The following is a 16,153-nucleotide window of genomic DNA, read 5'->3' as shown; positions in this document are numbered from 1 at the left end:
AGGGGCGCGGTCTGTCATCACATTCAGCGCCTGACGCCGCCCTCACGGAAGGTTCCCGGTGTTGCCGGAAGATCGTTCCTCAGGAAACTCCAGTACACATCGCCCGGCGCCGCCGCACTGCCCGCATCGCCCGATAGCGTGTCTGCACGCTGGACCAGCCATACCCCTTTTGCATCGCCGTACACCGCCGCCTTGAGTCCCTTGTCCGAGATATCGAGGCGAAGACGCCGTCCCTGCCCGTCACGGCCCTGGTAGCTGCGGATATCCGGATATTTTGCCGCCAGTGCCGGCGGCAGCGGCTGGGCAGCCGTGACTTCAAAGTCATGAGACGTGCCATCAGGCGCAGGCATGCCAATGCGTGCAGGCAACGATGCCAGCGCGCGTTTCAAAGCCGCCAGATCCAGCGTGTACGCCAGATAGTGCGCCGGCGTGACCTTCTGCTGCGAGGAAGCAGGCTGTTCGCGCCAGAAAGAAGATTGATCGGTAGCGTTCACACCCATCCCCACCATGACACCGGCAAACAGGCAGACGCCGAGAAAGACACGTTTCATCACCGCTCCGTCGCACGTTTCATCAGGAAGAAACACGAGCCACCGCCTGCGGATATCATCCGGTATCCACCAGAGCGCGACAGCCATGACGACGATCACCAACGGCGGCGACTACGCCGACATGACGTTCCGCGACATCGACGCCGAAGACACCATGCTCGAAGGCGTCCGCTTCGAAGCCTGTACCTTCAGACAGTGCCGCTTCGACCGCGCCACATTCAAAGACTGCCGTTTCCGCGAGTGCGAATTCATCGACTGTCGTCTCGATCTTGCCACGATCGGAGGCAGCCTGTTCGCCGATGTGCGCTTCATCGACTGCCGTATGCTCGGCATCGACTGGACACGCGCCCGCTGGCCTTCGGTGCAGGCCCCGGAAGCACTCCGCTTCGAACGCTGCCTGTTGAACGATTCATCCTTCTTCGGCCTGTACCTGGAAGGCCTGCGCATGCTCGAGTGCCGCGCCCGCGATGTCGATTTCACCGATGCCGACTGTGCCGACGCGGACTTCGCCGGCACCGACCTGCAGGACGCCACGTTCCGGCATACCCGGTTGACCGGCAGCCACTTCGTCGATGCGGTGAACTATCGCATCGACATCCGTCAGAACGACATACGCAGGGCACGTTTCTCCCTTCCGGAAGCCACGTCCCTGCTGCTGGGACTCGATATCGAACTCGTCGAATGACGTGAACGCCGGGCCCTTGCGGGCCCGGCGCTTCCTGCATCATTCCTCGACCACGACCGGATCGCTGCGACGTCCCAGCAGGCCTGCGGCGAAGGAAATCGCCGCGCCCAGCACCAGCATCACCAGCGTGACCCACGCAGCATGGGAAACGGCGCGAGCGGTGGCGTCGGCAGCTTCGCGGGCCTTCTGCTCGGCCTCGCGCTTCAGCGACTCATACTGGGCCACCGCCTTCTGGTAGGTCTGCACATAGTTGTCGGCGATCTGCCCGGCCTCTTCATGCGACTTGCCGGTACGAGCGGCGATGATGTTCACCAGCGCATCGCGATCAGCCGCATCGACCGCCGGCTTGCCTTCACGACGCACCCGCTCGAACCAGGCGGACAGGTCATCACCCGCGGCCTGCGGCGTCTGGGCTGCATCGGCGGCCTTGTTCTTGCCATCGGCTGCAGCGTTCTGCGCCTGGTCCTTCAGGTGATCCGGATTCAGCTCCGGCTTGCCGGTCTGGCGCAGCAGCGTATCCAGCTGCCCACGCAGGTCGTTCCAGTCCAGCTGGATGCCCTGCTTGTTCATTTCGTTCTTCACGCTATCGGTCACGGCCGGGGCCGCTGCGGCGATGCCCTGGCCGGTCAGCGACAATCCCTTGCCAACGACGCTCGATGCAGCACCGACGGCACTCGACGCCAGGGCCGCCACCAGCCACGTAGTGACCAACGAGGTGATGGCCCAGCTGAGCAGGCCATGCAGACCACCACGCACCGTGGCGACACGGCCGGCGACAAAGGCACCCACCGCCACGGAAATCAGCGTGCTCGCCACCAGCCAGATGCCGGCGCCCGTACCAAGACCACTGACCGGGTTGGCCTCATGCAGCGGATCGATGCTGGCCGCACCGATGGCCGTGCCCAGGACACTGAGTGAAAGATAGGTGACGAGCGAGAAGGTGCAGCCGGCCAGGGCGGCTCCCCAGGACATCCTGGGGCTGACGAAGGGGCGCAGTATCTGAGCCATGGGTAGACCTCTGGTACGGTGGGGGAAGTGGGTGCAGTGTGGAATCGGCGGCCACGTCCCGCCTGACGCGGATGCACCAGCGGCACTAGTGCATTCGCTTCAGGTGACCGCTACCGTGAGCCGTCACCCTTGGCTCATGTCCGAAGCCATTACCGAGGCACGCCCATGTCGTCAGCCGCCAGCCCGGCCGCTCCGCCCACGTCCACCAACCGCCGCCAGTTGCAGCAGATCATCACCGGCCTCAGCGAAGGCGTGATCCTCATCGAGCCTGACCAGTCGATCACCTGGGCCAACGAGGCCGCACTCACGATGCACGGTGCGGGCGGCATCGACGAGCTGGGCGCCACGGTCAGCGAATACCGCGAACGGTTCCAGCTGAGGTACCGCAATAACCACAGGCTGACCGAAGGCAACTATCCCATCGACCGGGTGATCGCCGGCGAGGTATTCGAAGATGTGGTCGTCGAGGTCTTCCGCGATGGCGACGACGAACAGAAGTGGGTTCACCGCGTACGCAGCCTGGTGCTCACCAATGCCGAGGGAGAACCCGACTGCCTCGTGCTCATCGTGGCCGACGCCAGCGACTGGGCCAGCGCGGAACAGCGTTTCGAGCGCACCTTCAACGCCAACCCCGCACCGGCCGTGATCTGTCGCCTCGAAGACAAGCGCTATATCAAGGTCAACCAGGGCTTCCTGGAAATGACCGGTTATACCCGTGAGGCCGTGATCGGCAAGAGCGTCTTCGAAGTGGATGTCATGGAGATGGCCGACCGTCGCGAACTGGGCGTGGAACGCCTCAACGAAGGCGCCACCATCCCGCAGATGCAGGCCGAGCTCAGCCTGCCCGACGGAACGAGCAAATGCGTGGTCGTGGCCGGCCAGCCCATCGATATCGGGGAAGAGGCCTGCATGCTGTTCACCTTCATGGACCTGGAGCCGCGCCGACGCGCCGAAGTGGCCCTTCGCCAGAGCGAAGAACGCTTCGCCAAGGCCTTCCGGATCACGCCGGTGCCGACGCTCATCTGCCATGCCGAAACCTTGCAGCTGGTCGAGATCAACGAAGCGGTATCGCAGACCACGCAGTATGCGACGGAGGAGATCGTCGGCAAGACGATCAAGGACATCGGCCTGCTTGTCACCCGGCAGGCCTACCAGCAGTTCTGCCACGCGCTGGAAGAAACCGGCAGTCTGCTCAATGTCGAATACACCATCGCCCGCAAGGATGGCGAGCATCTGGACTGCCTGATCTCCGCCGAAACGGTGAGCATCCACGAGGTGCGCTGCTATCTCGTGTCCTTCATGGACATCACCGATCGCAAGCGCACGGAAATGGAACTGGTCACCGCCATCGAGGCGGTCATGCAGGATGCTTCGTGGTTCAGCCAGACGCTGCTGGAAAAGCTTGCCAACGTGCGCCGGGCCAATCGCCCGCAGGGAGCCGATGCCTATGGTCTGGCGGACCTCACGGCCCGCGAGAAGGATGTACTGGGCCACATCGCCGAAGGCCTCGCCGACAAGGAAATCGCCGGCGAGCTGGGCCTTTCGCCCAACACGGTACGCAACCACGTGGCCGCGCTGTACTCGAAGATCGACGTACACAGTCGTGGCGAGGCCATCGTCTGGGCGCGCGAACGCGGATTCTCCGCACGCACGGGCAAGAAAACCACGCGTCGCAAGTAGAAAGGGCGCGGATGCACCAGTGGTATTAGTGCATTCGCATGTGGGCCTCGGGCGCCGTCATCGCGATCATGGTCGTGCCGGCCCCTCCCCTTCAACGCCGGCCCCATTCATCACGAGGACATTCCATGGACAAGAACCGCATCGACGGCAGCGTCAAGCAGGCCAAGGGCTCGATCAAGGAAGCCATCGGCAAGATCACGGGCGACAAGCAGACAGAACTGGAAGGTGCCGCCGAGAAGAATCTCGGCAAGGTCCAGCGCAAGGCAGGCGAAGTCGCGGACACGGTGCGCGAAAAGGCCAGGTAAGCAGCTTTCGCAGCCGTTACCTGCATGATCAGATGACCAAGGCCCTGCGCGGTGCTTCCGCGCGGGGCCTTGTGCTTTTCACGGCCGGCCATGCAGGTGCTCATCGGACCACGGGAAGATGTGTTTAGATGGGCGCCCCCGTTCCGGCCGAAGGAGCCGCCGATGCGCAGGATTCGTGGATATATGCCAGGCCTTGTCCTGGCGCTGCCGTTCATGGCCATGGCGGCCCACGTCGCCCCACTCAGGCTGGACATCGCCCGTGCCGCGGTCGTGGAGGATGCGCCCGGCGGCCCCGCACGCCTGGATGTCGAACTGGCAAGCCCCTCGCGTGATGCGTTCGCACAATTTACGGCCGCCCATGTCGGCAAGCGGGTGAGCTTCGTGGCGAACGGCAAGGCACTCACCACCGTCACGGTGCAGGAGCCCATCACCACGGGCAAGTTGTCCATCTCACCCGGTCAGGGCGGTTATGGGCTCAGCGATGTCGAGCTGAAAAAACTTGCCGATCGCCTCGGCAGTGGCAAGGCCACCATCGAGGTCATTGATGCACCCGCAAAATGATCATTGCCCCGTGAGCGGACCCGCCTGCACCTCACGCGCCTGTTAGCGCGTAAGCTGGCCGCCGGCTTTCAGCGTGACCTCGGCATGGCTGAGCGCCCGCGTCAATTTTTCTGCGTCAGTTTTTGATAAAAATCAATTATTTAGGGGAAACAAGCATGGGTGGACGACTTTCGTGAGCGGCAATCCTCTCCCAACCGAAAATCGCAAGGAACTGACCGTCCGCGGTCTCATCCTCGGCGTGATCATCACGGTGGTGTTCACCGCGGCCAACGTGTTCTTCGGTCTCAAGGCCGGCCTGACCTTCGCCACCTCGATTCCCGCGGCGGTGATTTCCATGGCCCTGCTTCGCGGGTTCAAGGATTCCACCATCCAGGAAAACAACGTGGTGCAGACCATCGCCTCGGCGGCGGGCACCTTGTCTTCGATCATCTTCGTGCTGCCCGGCATGATCATGATCGGCTGGTGGGCAGACTTTCCGTTCTGGACATCCTTCGCCGTGTGCGCCCTGGGCGGCACGTTGGGCGTGATGTACTCCATCCCGCTGCGCCGCGCGCTGGTCACCAATTCAGACCTGCCATACCCCGAAGGCCTTGCCTGCGCCGAAGTACTGAAGGTGGGCAGTGGCGACGATGCCGATGCCAACAGCGTGCAGGAAGGCCGTGACGGCCTGCTGGCTGTGCTGTGGGGCTCCATCGTTTCTGCCGTGTTTGCCGTGATCGTCGCCACGCAGGTGTTTGCCAGCGACTTCGTGCGCTACTTCCGCGTCAACGACCGCGGCGCGGTCAGCGGATTCGACTTCAGTCTTTCCTTCGCGCTGTTTGCCATCGGTCATCTGGTGGGTCTGTCGGTGGGCATCGCCATGCTGATCGGCGCGATCATCGGCTGGGGCTGGGGCGTGCCGCACTTCTCCATGCTCGGCGATCTGTCGCAGCCGATGTCCGATCTGGCCAATGCCACATGGAGCCACAAGGTGCGCTTCGTTGGTGCCGGTGCGATCGGTGTGTCCGCTATCTGGACGCTGGCCAAGCTGGTGAAGCCGGTGATCACCGGACTGACCTCGGCCATGGCCGCTGCCAAGGTGCGCAAGGCCGGCAATGCACACACCCTGCCGCGTACCGAGCGTGACATCCCGATCGGTATCGTCGGCCTGGTCACGCTTGCCTGTTTCATTCCGATCGCCTGGTTGCTCGGCTACTTCGGCAACACGGCCGGCCTGGGTGAGCACATCGGCGTGCTGGCCATTGGCGGCGTCGCCTTCGTGGTGCTGATGGGCTTCTTCGTTTCGACGGTGTGCGGCTACATGGCCGGGCTGATCGGCTCGTCCAACAGTCCGCTCTCGGGCGTGGGCATCATCGTGGTGATCACCGCCGCCTTGTTGCTTGTGGCTTTCGTCAAGCCGTACGTCGGCGCAGAGGAAGGCAAGGCACTCGTGGCGTTCGCGCTGTTCATCACTTCCCTGGTGTTCACCGTTGCCGCGATTGCCAACAACAATCTCCAGGATCTCAAGACCGGCCAGCTGGTGGACGCCACGCCGTGGCGCCAGCAGGTTGCCCTGGTGGTGGGCGTGGTCGCGGGCGCGGCGGTCATTCCGCCGGTGCTGGACCTGATCAACAAGGCCTACGGATTCGTCGGCGTAGCGGGCGCGGGGGCCCACGCACTGCCGGCACCGCAGGCGGGCCTGATTTCCGCGCTGGCCCAGGGCGTCATCACCGGCAACATCGACTGGAGCCTTATCGAAATCGGCGCCGGCATCGGTATCGTCATCATCGCCATCGACGAGATCCTGGCGCGTACGACCCGGCGCGTGCGCATTCCGCCGCTGGCCGTCGGCCTGGGCATTTACCTGCCGACCGTGAGCACCCTGATGGTGGTGGTGGGTTCGTTCGTGGGCTGGTACTTCGACCGTCGTGCCGATCGCTCGGCACGGCCTGAAAGCACCAAACAGCTGGGTGTACTGCTGGCGTCGGGCCTGATCGTGGGCGAGAGCATCATCGGCGTGCTGATTGCCGCGATCGTCGCGTTCGCCGACAAGCTGGGCTTCAGCAATCTGCAGACTCCGCTGGCACTGGTGGGGCCGGGCTTTGCCGAGGCGGCACAGTGGATCGGCGGCATCGTTTTCGCACTGGTCGTGTTCTTCATGTATCGCTGGGTTGCCCGCATGGGCAACAGCATCGGCAACCGATGAAACACCCGGTCGCGAGCCGCCTGAAGCAGTCCGCGACCGGCATCATGCATCGCAACATTCACGCCAGATCGATAGGCGTGACCTCTTGCCATTATTGGATCAATCAATTTTATCTAAGGTGATACGTTACCTATGATCCTGAGGGAGCATCCCAGCCACATCCCTCCGGCGATCGATCATTCGTCCCGGCCAAACCAGTGAGGAGTAGCGCGAATGTCGAATGAATCCAAGTGCCCGGTCAATCACACCGCCGGCGGCGGTACGACCAACAGCGACTGGTGGCCCAAGCGCCTTCGGGTCGACCTGCTCAACCAGCATTCCTCCCGGTCCAACCCGATGGACCCGGAATTCAATTACGCCGAGGCGTTCAAGAAGCTCGACCTGGCCGCTGTGAAGAAAGACCTTCACGCGCTCATGACGGATTCGCAGGATTGGTGGCCGGCCGACTTCGGCCATTACGGCGGCCTGTTCATCCGCATGGCCTGGCATAGCGCCGGCACCTACCGCACCGGCGACGGTCGCGGGGGCGGCGGTCGCGGCCAGCAGCGTTTCGCGCCGCTGAACAGTTGGCCCGACAACGTCAGCCTCGACAAGGCACGCCGCCTGCTGTGGCCCATCAAGCAGAAGTACGGCCGCAATCTCTCCTGGGCCGACCTGATCATCCTCACCGGCAACGTCGCGCTGGAATCCATGGGCTTCAAGACCTTCGGCTTTGCCGGCGGCCGCGAGGACACCTGGGAACCGGACCAGGACGTCTACTGGGGTACCGAGACCGTCTGGCTGGGCGGCGACGACCGCTACGGCAAGGGCGGCGCCAAGGGTCCGGACGAAGGCAAGCTCGTGGCCGACCCTGAGATGCACGGCAAGGAAAAGGATCGCACCGACGCCCAGGGCCGCAACCTGGAGAACCCGCTGGCCGCCGTGCAGATGGGCCTGATCTACGTGAATCCGGAAGGCCCCGAGGGCAACCCGGACCCGGTGGCCGCCGCGCACGACATCCGCGAAACCTTCGCCCGCATGGCGATGAACGACGAAGAGACCGTCGCGCTGATCGCCGGTGGCCATACTTTCGGCAAGACGCACGGTGCCGGCCCGGCCGACAACGTGGCTGCCGAGCCGGAAGGTGGCGAACTGGAACAGCAGGGCCTGGGCTGGAAGAGCAGCTTCCACAGTGGCGTGGGCAAGGACGCGATCACCAGCGGCCTTGAAGTCACCTGGACACAGACGCCCACGAAGTGGAGCTACTACTTCTTCGAGAACCTGTTCAAGTACGAATGGGAACTCACCAAGAGCCCCGCGGGCGCCCACCAGTGGGTGGCGAAAGACGGCGCGGAAGACGTGCCCGATGCGTTCGACAAGACGAAGAAGCACCGCGCCACGATGCTCACGACCGATCTCTCCCTGCGCTTCGATCCTGCGTACGAGAAGATCTCGCGCCACTTCAAGGACAATCCGCTTGCCTTCCAGGACGCCTTCGCCCGCGCCTGGTTCAAGCTGACCCACCGTGACATGGGCCCCCGTGCCCGTTACCTCGGCCCGGATGTACCGGCCGAAGAGCTGATCTGGCAGGACCCGGTGCCGAAGGTCGACCACCCGCTGGTGGACGATGCCGACGTGAAGGCACTCAAGGAGCAGATCCACGCTTCAGGCCTCAGCGTCTCGGAACTGGTGTCCACCGCATGGGCATCGGCTTCCACCTTCCGCGGCGGCGACAAGCGCGGCGGAGCCAATGGCGCGCGTATTCGTCTCGCCCCGCAGAAGGACTGGGCGGTGAATCGTCCGGAGCAACTGCGCAAGGTGCTGGAGAAACTCGAAGGCGTACGCAAGGCCTTCAACGAAGGCCAGAGCGGCGGCAAGAAGATCTCCATCGCCGACCTGATCGTGCTCGGCGGCAGCGCTGGTATCGAGAAGGCCGCGAAGGATGCCGGGCATGCCGTCACCGTGCCGTTCTCGCCGGGCCGCACCGATGCGACGCAGGAGCAGACCGACGTCGCATCGTTCGAACCGATGGAGCCGATTGCCGATGGCTTCCGCAACTACCTCAAGGGACGCTACAGCATCCCGGCCGAGGCCTTGCTGATCGACAAGGCACAGCTGCTGACGCTGACGGCACCGGAAATGACGGTACTGGTCGGTGGGCTGCGTGTCCTGGGTGCCAATGCCGACGGCAGCGACCTGGGTGTATTCACCGATCGCCCCGGCAAGCTCAGCAACGATTTCTTCCGCAACCTGCTCGACATGGGCACGGAGTGGAAGGGCACGTCGCCGGGCCGCGAGGCGTTCGAAGGCAAGCAGCGCGGCACGGGCAAGCACCGGTGGAACGGCAGCCGCGTGGACCTGGTATTCGGTTCGAACTCGATCCTGCGTGCGCTGGCCGAGGTGTACGGCAGCTCGGACGCCGAGGGCAAGTTCGTGCATGACTTCGTTGCGGCATGGACGAAGGTGATGGAGCTCGACCGGTTCGATCTGCGGGCTTAAGCAGAAGCAAAAAAGCCGCCCGGGCCTGAAGACCCGGGCGGCTTTTTTGCTTTCTGTAGGAGCGCGCCTTGCGCGCGACCGGTCATCGCGAAAACCCGGTCGCGCGCAAGGCGCGCTCCTACAGGGGTATGCGTTGTTTCAGGGTGCTGCTTGCCACCCGCCACCCAGCGCCAGGAACAGCCCCACTCGCGCCTCCGATACCACCGACTCGGCCTCCGTCAGCGCCGCCTCGGCTTGCACGCGCGAGCGTTCGGCATCCAGGGCACTCAGGTACGGCGTGCGCCCGTTGCTGTACAACTCACGCGCCTGCCGGGAGGCCGTGGTCGCCTCCTCGAACGCACGCTGCAGGGTCTCTTCCCTATCCAGCGCATGCGTATACGTACTCAGTGCCGTCTGCGTTTCCTTCAACGCCTGCAACACCGTCTCGTCGAAACTGGCCAGCGCCACGTCCGCCCCATCGCGCGCCAGCTGCACGCGCAGCTTCGACGAGTGATCGGGAATCGACCAGCTGATCAGCGGGCCAATCGACCAGTAATGCGCCGGCGCCTTGTTGTAATCGTCGAGCAGGCCGTTCGTTCCCAGGTTGCCGCCGAGGGTGACCGTCGGATACATATCCGCCACCGCCACACCGATACGCGCCGTGGCGCCAGCAAGACGGCGCTCGGCAGCGCGAATGTCCGGCCGGCGGCGCAACAGTGCCATGCCATCGCCGATGGGAAGCGGCCGGTCCAGTGCAGGGGCGCGATCACACGACTTCGCATGGGAAGGGATATCGCCGGGCGTATGGCCCAGCAGGGCGGCCAGCGCGTACTCCGAGGCCTCGCGACGCTTGAGCAGTGGCGGCAGCGCGGCCTTCGCAAGATCGACCTGTGTGGCGGCCCGGGTCACATCAAGCTTGTTGCCAAGACCCGCACCGAACATCCGCTGCGCGACGTTGGCCGCGCCTTCCTGAATGGCCACCGTGTGCCGGGCCACCTCGATATCGTGCGACGCCTCGCAGATGCCGATGTAGCTCTCGGTTACCCGTGCGGCCACCGTAATACGCACGAGATCACGCGCCGCCTTCGTCACGTCGGCATCGGCGGAAGCGGCTTCCGCACCCCGGCGTATCTTGCCGAACAGGTCGAACTCATAGGCCGCCTGCACGCCGCCCACGGCCAGGTTGTACACCGGGAGCTTCTCGGTATGCAGCAGCGATTCGGCGGAAATCTCCGTACGGCTCACGCTGGCCGACGCTTCGGACGAAAAGCCGCCCTCGTCCTTCGCGATATCCAGCGCTGTATAAGCCCGGCGCAGGTTCGCATCCGCCACCCGCAAGGCGATATTCGCCTGCAAGGCCTGCTTCACCAGGTCATCGAGCACCGGATCGTTATAGAGCTTCCACCAGTCGTCCCGCGCAGCATACGAGCGATCCAGCGCCGGGCTATCGGCATCGACGAAATCCCCATTGGCACGTGAATCGTTGACCATCGCTTCGGCGGGAAGCTTGTAATCCGGACCAACGGCAGCGCATCCGGTCAGCGCGACCGTCATCGCGCCCAGGAGGCAGGCAAGGCGATTCATGAGTGCGACGCCACCTTCGCGGTGCGGATCGTGACGGTGGCGGTGCGCCCCGCGATCAGCAGGAGGTCGTCGGAAGGATGGTCGATGCTGATCCGCACGGGAATACGCTGGGCAAGCCGCACCCAGTTGAACGTGGGATTGATGTCGGGCAGTTCATGCGCTCCCGCCGCACGTTCGCGGTCGGCGATGCCTGCGGCCACGCTCTGCACGGTGCCATCCAGTGCATCCGGTTCACCCATGACATGGATCGTCACGGGCTGGCCTGGCTTCACGCCATGCAGCCGGGTTTCCTCGAAGTAGCCATCCACGTGGAACGAATTGGCATCGACCATGGCGAACGGCGCGTGCCCGGTGGTGACGTAATCGCCCACGCGAACCACACGATCGTTGAGGAATCCGTCTGCCGGCGCCTTCACGATGGTGCGTTCCAGGTCGAGGCGGGCCGTATCGGCGGCCGCTTCATCCGCTTGCAGACGTGCCTCGGCCGCTACCAGCTTCGCACTCACCTGCTCCGCCGCTTCACGGGCGACGAGGTCGCTCAGCTCGCGATTGCGCGCGGCTTCGCGGCGCAGCTGCTCCACGATGGCCTTCTGTTCACCCACGGCGGCGTCGGCACGACGCACGGCCAGTTCGAAGCGTGCCCGGTCCACCACGAAAAGCGGCTCGCCACGCTTCACGCGCTGGTTGTCATGTACGTACACCTCGGACACCCACCCGGAGACATCCGGCGCCACCTGGATGACATCGGCGCGGATATGCGCGTCGCGCGTCCAAGGCACGTCGTCGTAGCGACGCCACATATGCCAGCCCACGACGAGGGATACACCCACCACGGAAAGCGTGACCGCGGCGGGCCAGAGCTTGCGGACGAACCTAGTCACGGGATGCTCCCAGTACGAAAGCCATGACGCCCGACAGGGCGAGCACATAGATCGCGAAATTGAACAGCGCCGGGTGCCATACCCAGGCATAGAAGCTGGTTTTTCCCAGCACGAAACGCACGGCCGATTTGAGCACGTAGGCCAGGCCCATCAGGGCCAGGAGGGTAGGCAAGTAGACGCCGTGCAGGCTCAGCTCGCCGTAGATTGAGGTGTTCACTGTGGGATGACGGTCAACGGTTGGTCGGATGGAACGGGAGGTGCCGGCTCTGTCGATGGCAGAGCCAGCAGGGCGAGGCGGTAACGCAGAAGGGTGGATGCCACGTCGGGGGCATCGCCGACGATGGATGCCATGCTGTCGCCGATGGCGGCAAGCAGGTCGGCGGGTGGCGGCAGTGCACGATCTTCGTCGAGACACGCTGAAAAGTACGACGCACTGACGGCCATCACACGATCGACCGCTGCCGCCACATGGGCATCGTCAAGCGGGCGGCTGCGCAGTTCGACCAGCGCAACGCACACGCGCAGGTCGCGCAGCGCATCCAGGTGCATCGGCGATTCGCCTTCAAGTAGCGCAAGGCGGGGAAGCTGCTGGGCCGAACGATCAATGGTGGCCGACAGGGCAGCACGCGGATCGAGCGGCCTGCCACGCACCACGAGACGCTTCTGTTCGCGCCAATTCGCACGCGCCAGCCGCTGAGCGGCAATCTCCACGCCGAACGGACGCGCGATGGCCGTCCACACGATGGCGAAGATCAGGCCCAGCAACATGCCAACGCTGGAGTTGGCGAACACTTCGAAATCGGCCGCCGAGCTGTTTCGCAGCACCATGTCACTGATGCTCTGCGAGGTCAGCAACAGCACGCCCATGTTGAAGGCAGGCCGGCCAGTGAACAGGCCCACCGCCAGCAAAGGCGGCGCCAGTACAAAGGCTACGCCGACGAAGGTGGTGACCTGCGGCAGGATATAGAACAGGTATACGAGCGCCACGGCGATGCTGATGGCCTCCCACAGCAGGAAGCGTCCGACCATGGGCGAGGGCGTATCCGAGGCGGCGAAGAAGCCCGTACCCACGGCCACCATCACCACGCCGCCGGCACCTGCGGGCCAGCCGCTGTACAACCATGCCCATGCCGCCAGCACGAAGGCCGACGCGGGAATCGCCGCGGCGTAGAGCATCAGCACATGATCGAAATGGCGACGGCCATCCGGTATGGCTGCGCGATACGACAGCACGGTGGCGGCATGGTCGCGCCGTGAAAACGCCAGGCGTAGCGCGAGGCAGTCCTGCCACAGGTCCACCACGTCGCGCAGGCGTCCCGCTGCGTTGTCCACGGCAAGGGTGGCGAGGACAGGCCTGCCCAGGGTCTCCCGCCATCCGGCGATGCGCGCACGCAGTGCATCCCCCTGCGCCGGCGTGCCATCCGCGCCCTGCTCCAGCCAGTCCACCACGTCGCCCAGCAGGGTGGAACATTCGCGTATATCACCGTCGTGCGGGATGGCGTGGATCGCGTCGGTCAGCGACGCGACCTGCGGCACCAGCATGGTCATGCGAAAACGGATCTGGCGCGCCTCGTCGGTCTGCGCGCGACGCGAGGCATCGAAGCCCAGGTGAGTGATCAGGCCATCGAGCCCCACGATGTCGCCCAGCAGGCGCAATCGCAGCGGCACGCGTTCACGACGCCCCGTGGCGCGCAGGCGCTGCGCCACCCAGGCGCCGGCATCGTCCAGCAGCGATGCCACCCGGTCGTCGATGACCGGCGACACGCGACTGGGAAACAGTACCGTGCTGACCACGCTGGCACACACGATGCCCAGCAGGATCTCTTCCGAACGCGCCACCGCGATATCGAAGATGGTACCCGGCGCCATGATCGCAGGTACGGCCACCAACGGTGTCGTATACGAGGCCAGCAGGAAGGTATACGTGCTCGGCTTGTTGTCCAGCAGCGCCAGATACAGCGACAGCGTGCTCCACAGGCCGATCGCCAGCACCATCAGCACGGGGCTCGAGGCAAACATGGGCACCAGCACCAGCGCCATGCCCGCGCCGATCACCGTTCCCATCGCGCGATACACCGCCTTGGAGCGTGTGGCGCCGGACAGCGGGTGCGAGACGAGATACACCGTCGCAAAGGCCCAGTACGGGTTGGGCAGGGCAATGAGCAACGCGATGTAGAACGCGAGCACGGCCGCGAGGAAAGCCTTCCCCGAGTAAAGCCATTCGGATGCCGTCGGCAGGTTCATGGTTCAGCTGTCTGCGTCGTCCCGCTCGCCGCCCACGACATCCTCGAGGGTCTGAAGCACGCGTACCGCCGCTTCGATGTCCTCGGGAGGCAGGCGGTCGAATACCTCGCGGCGCACGGCGATGAGCCGCGCCTCCAGTACATCGGCCAGCTCCTGGCCTCGTTCGGTAAGCCACAGCGTCTTGGCGCGGCGGTCGTCCGGATCGTTCTCGCGCACCACCAGGCCCAGCTCCACGAGCTTGTCCAGGGTGCGCACCAGCGTGGGACCGACAACGCCGACCTGCTCGGCCAGCGTCACCTGGTTGATGCCGCCCTTCGAGCGGCTGATGAAGATGAGAGGCACCACGCTCGCCGAGGTGATGTCCATGTCGCCCAGGCGCAGGTCGACCAGCCGCATCCAGCGCCGGCTCGTGGCCGGCACCAGGGTGGTCAGTCGCATGTAGAGCTTGTCGCGAGGCTTCATGGCGAAAATGATAGAAGCCTATTAGTTGCCAAGACAAGCAAAATTTTCAGGGGCGGCTGTTTTCCATTTCTACCCGGATCAATTTCACGGCAACCCCGGTCAGGGCAGACATTCGATCAGGGCACGGACCGTTTCCTCCGGCGCCGTCAGCATGCAGTGGTGATCCACATCCAATTCGATCACCTTGCCGCGCCCCGCATTGCGAAATCCTTCGTAGCCCTCGCGTACCGAAGGGATGTTGGTGCGCATGCAGTGCACGTAGGCCTGCGCAATCGCCTCGATGCCGACGATCGAGGACAGTGGTTCAAGAAAGGTTCGCGGTGGCTGGTCGACCAGACGCGGTTGCACATGCGCGATCACGTCGGCATCAGTCACGCCGAAGACATCGAAGGGCATGGGCGCCAGCAGGCGCGATTCGGCGGCCAGCGTCGCCAGGAAGTCTTTCGTGGCAGGGGCCGCGTAATCCGCCACCGAACGGCCGGACGACGGCACGATGGCGTCGAGGTAGATGATTGCCCGTACCTTGCCGGGCATCCGTGCGGCGACGCCTGCCGCCACAAAGGAACCATAGCTCCAGCCTACGAGCACTACCTCGTCGAGGCCTTCCATGAAGAGATGGGCTTCGAGATCGTCGATGTGATCGGACAACCCGATGTCTGCCGTTGCTTCACGCCGGCGATCCCCCATGCCGGATAGGGTCGGTGTCGTGACGCGGTGTCCTTGGGCACGCAATCGTGCGGCCACCGTGTTCCACACCCATCCGCCGTGCCATGCGCCAGGGACGAGCACAAAGGTCGAAGCGTTCATCGATAACTCCATCGTCGGAAATGGAACCATCCTAGAAACACGGGCACTCACGAATATCGGCTGATTGAAGTGATATTTGCTATTCCCTCCCATGATGTTCGTTCATTTATCACGGAGGTTGAGCATGGGCCGGGCCTGACGAACACGGAATCCGTCAACGATGAGGCATTCGGACATGACGGCCATGCCCCCTCGCACCTATCACTGGGACATCCCCACCACACGGCAGCTTTCCATGTCCCTCCACAAAGATCCCGATTTTTTCATCCTGCTGGCAGACAATCATCGGCGACTTACCGGCAAGTCACTTGTGCCCGAAGGGCTGACCCCGCAGGAAGGCGCTGCATGGCTTTACGAGGCGGCTCCCTTCGGCATCCTGGCCCACAACACGCTGCCCGATCCCGTGTTCGTCTACGGCAACCAGCGCGTGCAGCGCATCTTCGGCTACAGCTGGGAGGAAATCACCGCCCTGCCCTCGCGCCTGTCCGCCGAAGCACCGGAACAGGGCGAGCGCCAGGCGTTTCTCGACCAGGTCAGTCGGCACGGCTATGTCTCGGATTACCGGGGCATCCGCATCACCCGCGACGGGCGTCGTTTCTGGATTGAGAACGTCACGGTGTGGCAGCTCACCGATGCTGATGGCACGCATCGAGGACAGGCGGCGATGATTCCTTCCGTGCGATATCTTCCCGACGATATCCCGGTCACGGGCTGCTAAGCGCCACGCAGGTTCTACCCGACAC

General features: G+C 64.2%; 15 protein-coding genes. 7 read left to right on the top strand and 8 right to left on the bottom strand.

From position 1 onward, the window contains the following. Positions 1-23: 23 nt before the first annotated feature. The gene (locus HBF25_RS18120) at positions 24-638 is read right to left on the bottom strand and encodes a hypothetical protein (RefSeq protein WP_166950946.1); all 615 of its coding nucleotides are present in this window, start codon (positions 636-638) and stop codon (positions 24-26) included. On the opposite strand from HBF25_RS18120, the gene HBF25_RS18115 reads away from it, so the two are divergent. Next, positions 637-1,236 (top strand): pentapeptide repeat-containing protein, encoded by a 600-nt coding sequence (locus tag HBF25_RS18115; protein ID WP_166950943.1) that lies wholly within the window; start codon positions 637-639, stop codon positions 1,234-1,236. The genes HBF25_RS18120 and HBF25_RS18115 overlap by 2 nt on opposite strands. Before the next feature lie 39 nt (positions 1,237-1,275). Here HBF25_RS18115 and HBF25_RS18110 read toward each other — a convergent pair whose 3' ends face one another. Further along, positions 1,276-2,244: a hypothetical protein gene (locus tag HBF25_RS18110; RefSeq protein WP_166950940.1), complete on the bottom strand. Its 969-nt coding sequence runs from the start codon at positions 2,242-2,244 to the stop codon at positions 1,276-1,278. Between the two features lie 165 nt (positions 2,245-2,409). On the opposite strand from HBF25_RS18110, the gene HBF25_RS18105 reads away from it, so the two are divergent. From HBF25_RS18105 to katG, 5 genes are all read left to right on the top strand, one after another. After that, positions 2,410-3,924, top strand: coding sequence for a helix-turn-helix transcriptional regulator (locus tag HBF25_RS18105; protein WP_166950938.1), 1,515 nt, complete (start codon positions 2,410-2,412; stop codon positions 3,922-3,924). 125 nt (positions 3,925-4,049) lie between these two features. Next, positions 4,050-4,229 (top strand): CsbD family protein, encoded by a 180-nt coding sequence (locus HBF25_RS18100; RefSeq protein WP_166950935.1) that lies wholly within the window; start codon positions 4,050-4,052, stop codon positions 4,227-4,229. 183 nt (positions 4,230-4,412) lie between these two features. After that, complete coding sequence (locus HBF25_RS18095; protein WP_166950932.1) at positions 4,413-4,790, top strand: SecDF P1 head subdomain-containing protein; 378 nt, start codon at positions 4,413-4,415, stop codon at positions 4,788-4,790. A 172-nt stretch (positions 4,791-4,962) separates the two neighbouring features. Continuing rightward, a complete protein-coding gene (locus tag HBF25_RS18090) occupies positions 4,963-6,975 on the top strand; it encodes an OPT family oligopeptide transporter (protein ID WP_166950929.1) in 2,013 nt (670 codons plus the stop codon). A gap of 213 nt (positions 6,976-7,188) precedes the next feature. Beyond that, positions 7,189-9,453 carry a catalase/peroxidase HPI gene (gene katG / locus HBF25_RS18085; RefSeq protein WP_166950926.1) on the top strand — a complete coding sequence of 755 codons (2,265 nt, stop codon included), beginning with the start codon at positions 7,189-7,191 and terminating at the stop codon, positions 9,451-9,453. Between the two features lie 138 nt (positions 9,454-9,591). On the opposite strand, the gene HBF25_RS18080 is transcribed toward katG, so the two are convergent. The 6 genes from HBF25_RS18080 to HBF25_RS18055 all read right to left on the bottom strand — a co-directional run bounded on the left by HBF25_RS18080 (position 9,592) and on the right by HBF25_RS18055 (position 15,410). Beyond that, positions 9,592-11,016, bottom strand: a complete 1,425-nt coding sequence (locus HBF25_RS18080) for an efflux transporter outer membrane subunit (protein WP_166950923.1) — start codon at positions 11,014-11,016, stop codon at positions 9,592-9,594. Then, positions 11,013-11,897: an efflux RND transporter periplasmic adaptor subunit gene (locus HBF25_RS18075; protein WP_250879028.1), complete on the bottom strand. Its 885-nt coding sequence runs from the start codon at positions 11,895-11,897 to the stop codon at positions 11,013-11,015. Before HBF25_RS18075 ends, HBF25_RS18080 begins: the two co-directional genes overlap by 4 nt. Then, positions 11,890-12,114 carry a DUF1656 domain-containing protein gene (locus HBF25_RS18070; protein WP_425483507.1) on the bottom strand — a complete coding sequence of 75 codons (225 nt, stop codon included), beginning with the start codon at positions 12,112-12,114 and terminating at the stop codon, positions 11,890-11,892. Before HBF25_RS18070 ends, HBF25_RS18075 begins: the two co-directional genes overlap by 8 nt. Then, on the bottom strand, positions 12,111-14,141 hold the full coding sequence (locus tag HBF25_RS18065; RefSeq protein ID WP_166950917.1) for an FUSC family protein: 2,031 nt from the start codon (positions 14,139-14,141) through the stop codon (positions 12,111-12,113). The genes HBF25_RS18070 and HBF25_RS18065 overlap by 4 nt, the downstream gene beginning before the upstream one ends. Positions 14,142-14,144: 3 nt before the next feature. Beyond that, on the bottom strand, positions 14,145-14,603 hold the full coding sequence (locus HBF25_RS18060) for a MarR family winged helix-turn-helix transcriptional regulator (RefSeq protein ID WP_166950914.1): 459 nt from the start codon (positions 14,601-14,603) through the stop codon (positions 14,145-14,147). Positions 14,604-14,702: 99 nt separating this feature from the next. After that, entirely contained in the window at positions 14,703-15,410 is a 708-nt protein-coding gene (locus tag HBF25_RS18055; protein ID WP_166950911.1) for an alpha/beta fold hydrolase, read from the bottom strand. Positions 15,411-15,645: 235 nt separating this feature from the next. Between HBF25_RS18055 and HBF25_RS18050 the strand changes: the two genes are divergently transcribed. Continuing rightward, complete coding sequence (locus tag HBF25_RS18050; protein WP_166950908.1) at positions 15,646-16,128, top strand: MEKHLA domain-containing protein; 483 nt, start codon at positions 15,646-15,648, stop codon at positions 16,126-16,128. Positions 16,129-16,153 lie beyond the last annotated feature (25 nt).

It is taken from the genome of Luteibacter anthropi, from assembly GCF_011759365.1.
Lineage (GTDB): Bacteria > Pseudomonadota > Gammaproteobacteria > Xanthomonadales > Rhodanobacteraceae > Luteibacter > Luteibacter anthropi.
The sequence above is the reverse complement of the archived record's forward strand: the minus strand, read 5'-3'. Positions and strand labels throughout refer to the sequence as shown.

Excerpts from the sequence above, each read along its gene's own strand:
- HBF25_RS18095 (WP_166950932.1), top strand. The coding sequence starts at position 4,413 with ATGCCAGGCCTTGTCCTGGCGCTGCCGTTCATGGCCATGGCGGCCCAC.
- HBF25_RS18120 (WP_166950946.1), bottom strand. The coding sequence starts at position 638 with ATGGCTGTCGCGCTCTGGTGGATACCGGATGATATCCGCAGGCGGTGG.
- HBF25_RS18115 (WP_166950943.1), top strand. The coding sequence starts at position 637 with ATGACGACGATCACCAACGGCGGCGACTACGCCGACATGACGTTCCGC.
- HBF25_RS18065 (WP_166950917.1), bottom strand. The coding sequence starts at position 14,141 with ATGAACCTGCCGACGGCATCCGAATGGCTTTACTCGGGGAAGGCTTTC.
- katG (WP_166950926.1), top strand. The coding sequence starts at position 7,189 with ATGTCGAATGAATCCAAGTGCCCGGTCAATCACACCGCCGGCGGCGGT.
- HBF25_RS18100 (WP_166950935.1), top strand. The coding sequence starts at position 4,050 with ATGGACAAGAACCGCATCGACGGCAGCGTCAAGCAGGCCAAGGGCTCG.
- HBF25_RS18110 (WP_166950940.1), bottom strand. The coding sequence starts at position 2,244 with ATGGCTCAGATACTGCGCCCCTTCGTCAGCCCCAGGATGTCCTGGGGA.
- HBF25_RS18060 (WP_166950914.1), bottom strand. The coding sequence starts at position 14,603 with ATGAAGCCTCGCGACAAGCTCTACATGCGACTGACCACCCTGGTGCCG.
- HBF25_RS18080 (WP_166950923.1), bottom strand. The coding sequence starts at position 11,016 with ATGAATCGCCTTGCCTGCCTCCTGGGCGCGATGACGGTCGCGCTGACC.
- HBF25_RS18105 (WP_166950938.1), top strand. The coding sequence starts at position 2,410 with ATGTCGTCAGCCGCCAGCCCGGCCGCTCCGCCCACGTCCACCAACCGC.
- HBF25_RS18055 (WP_166950911.1), bottom strand. The coding sequence starts at position 15,410 with ATGAACGCTTCGACCTTTGTGCTCGTCCCTGGCGCATGGCACGGCGGA.
- HBF25_RS18050 (WP_166950908.1), top strand. The coding sequence starts at position 15,646 with ATGTCCCTCCACAAAGATCCCGATTTTTTCATCCTGCTGGCAGACAAT.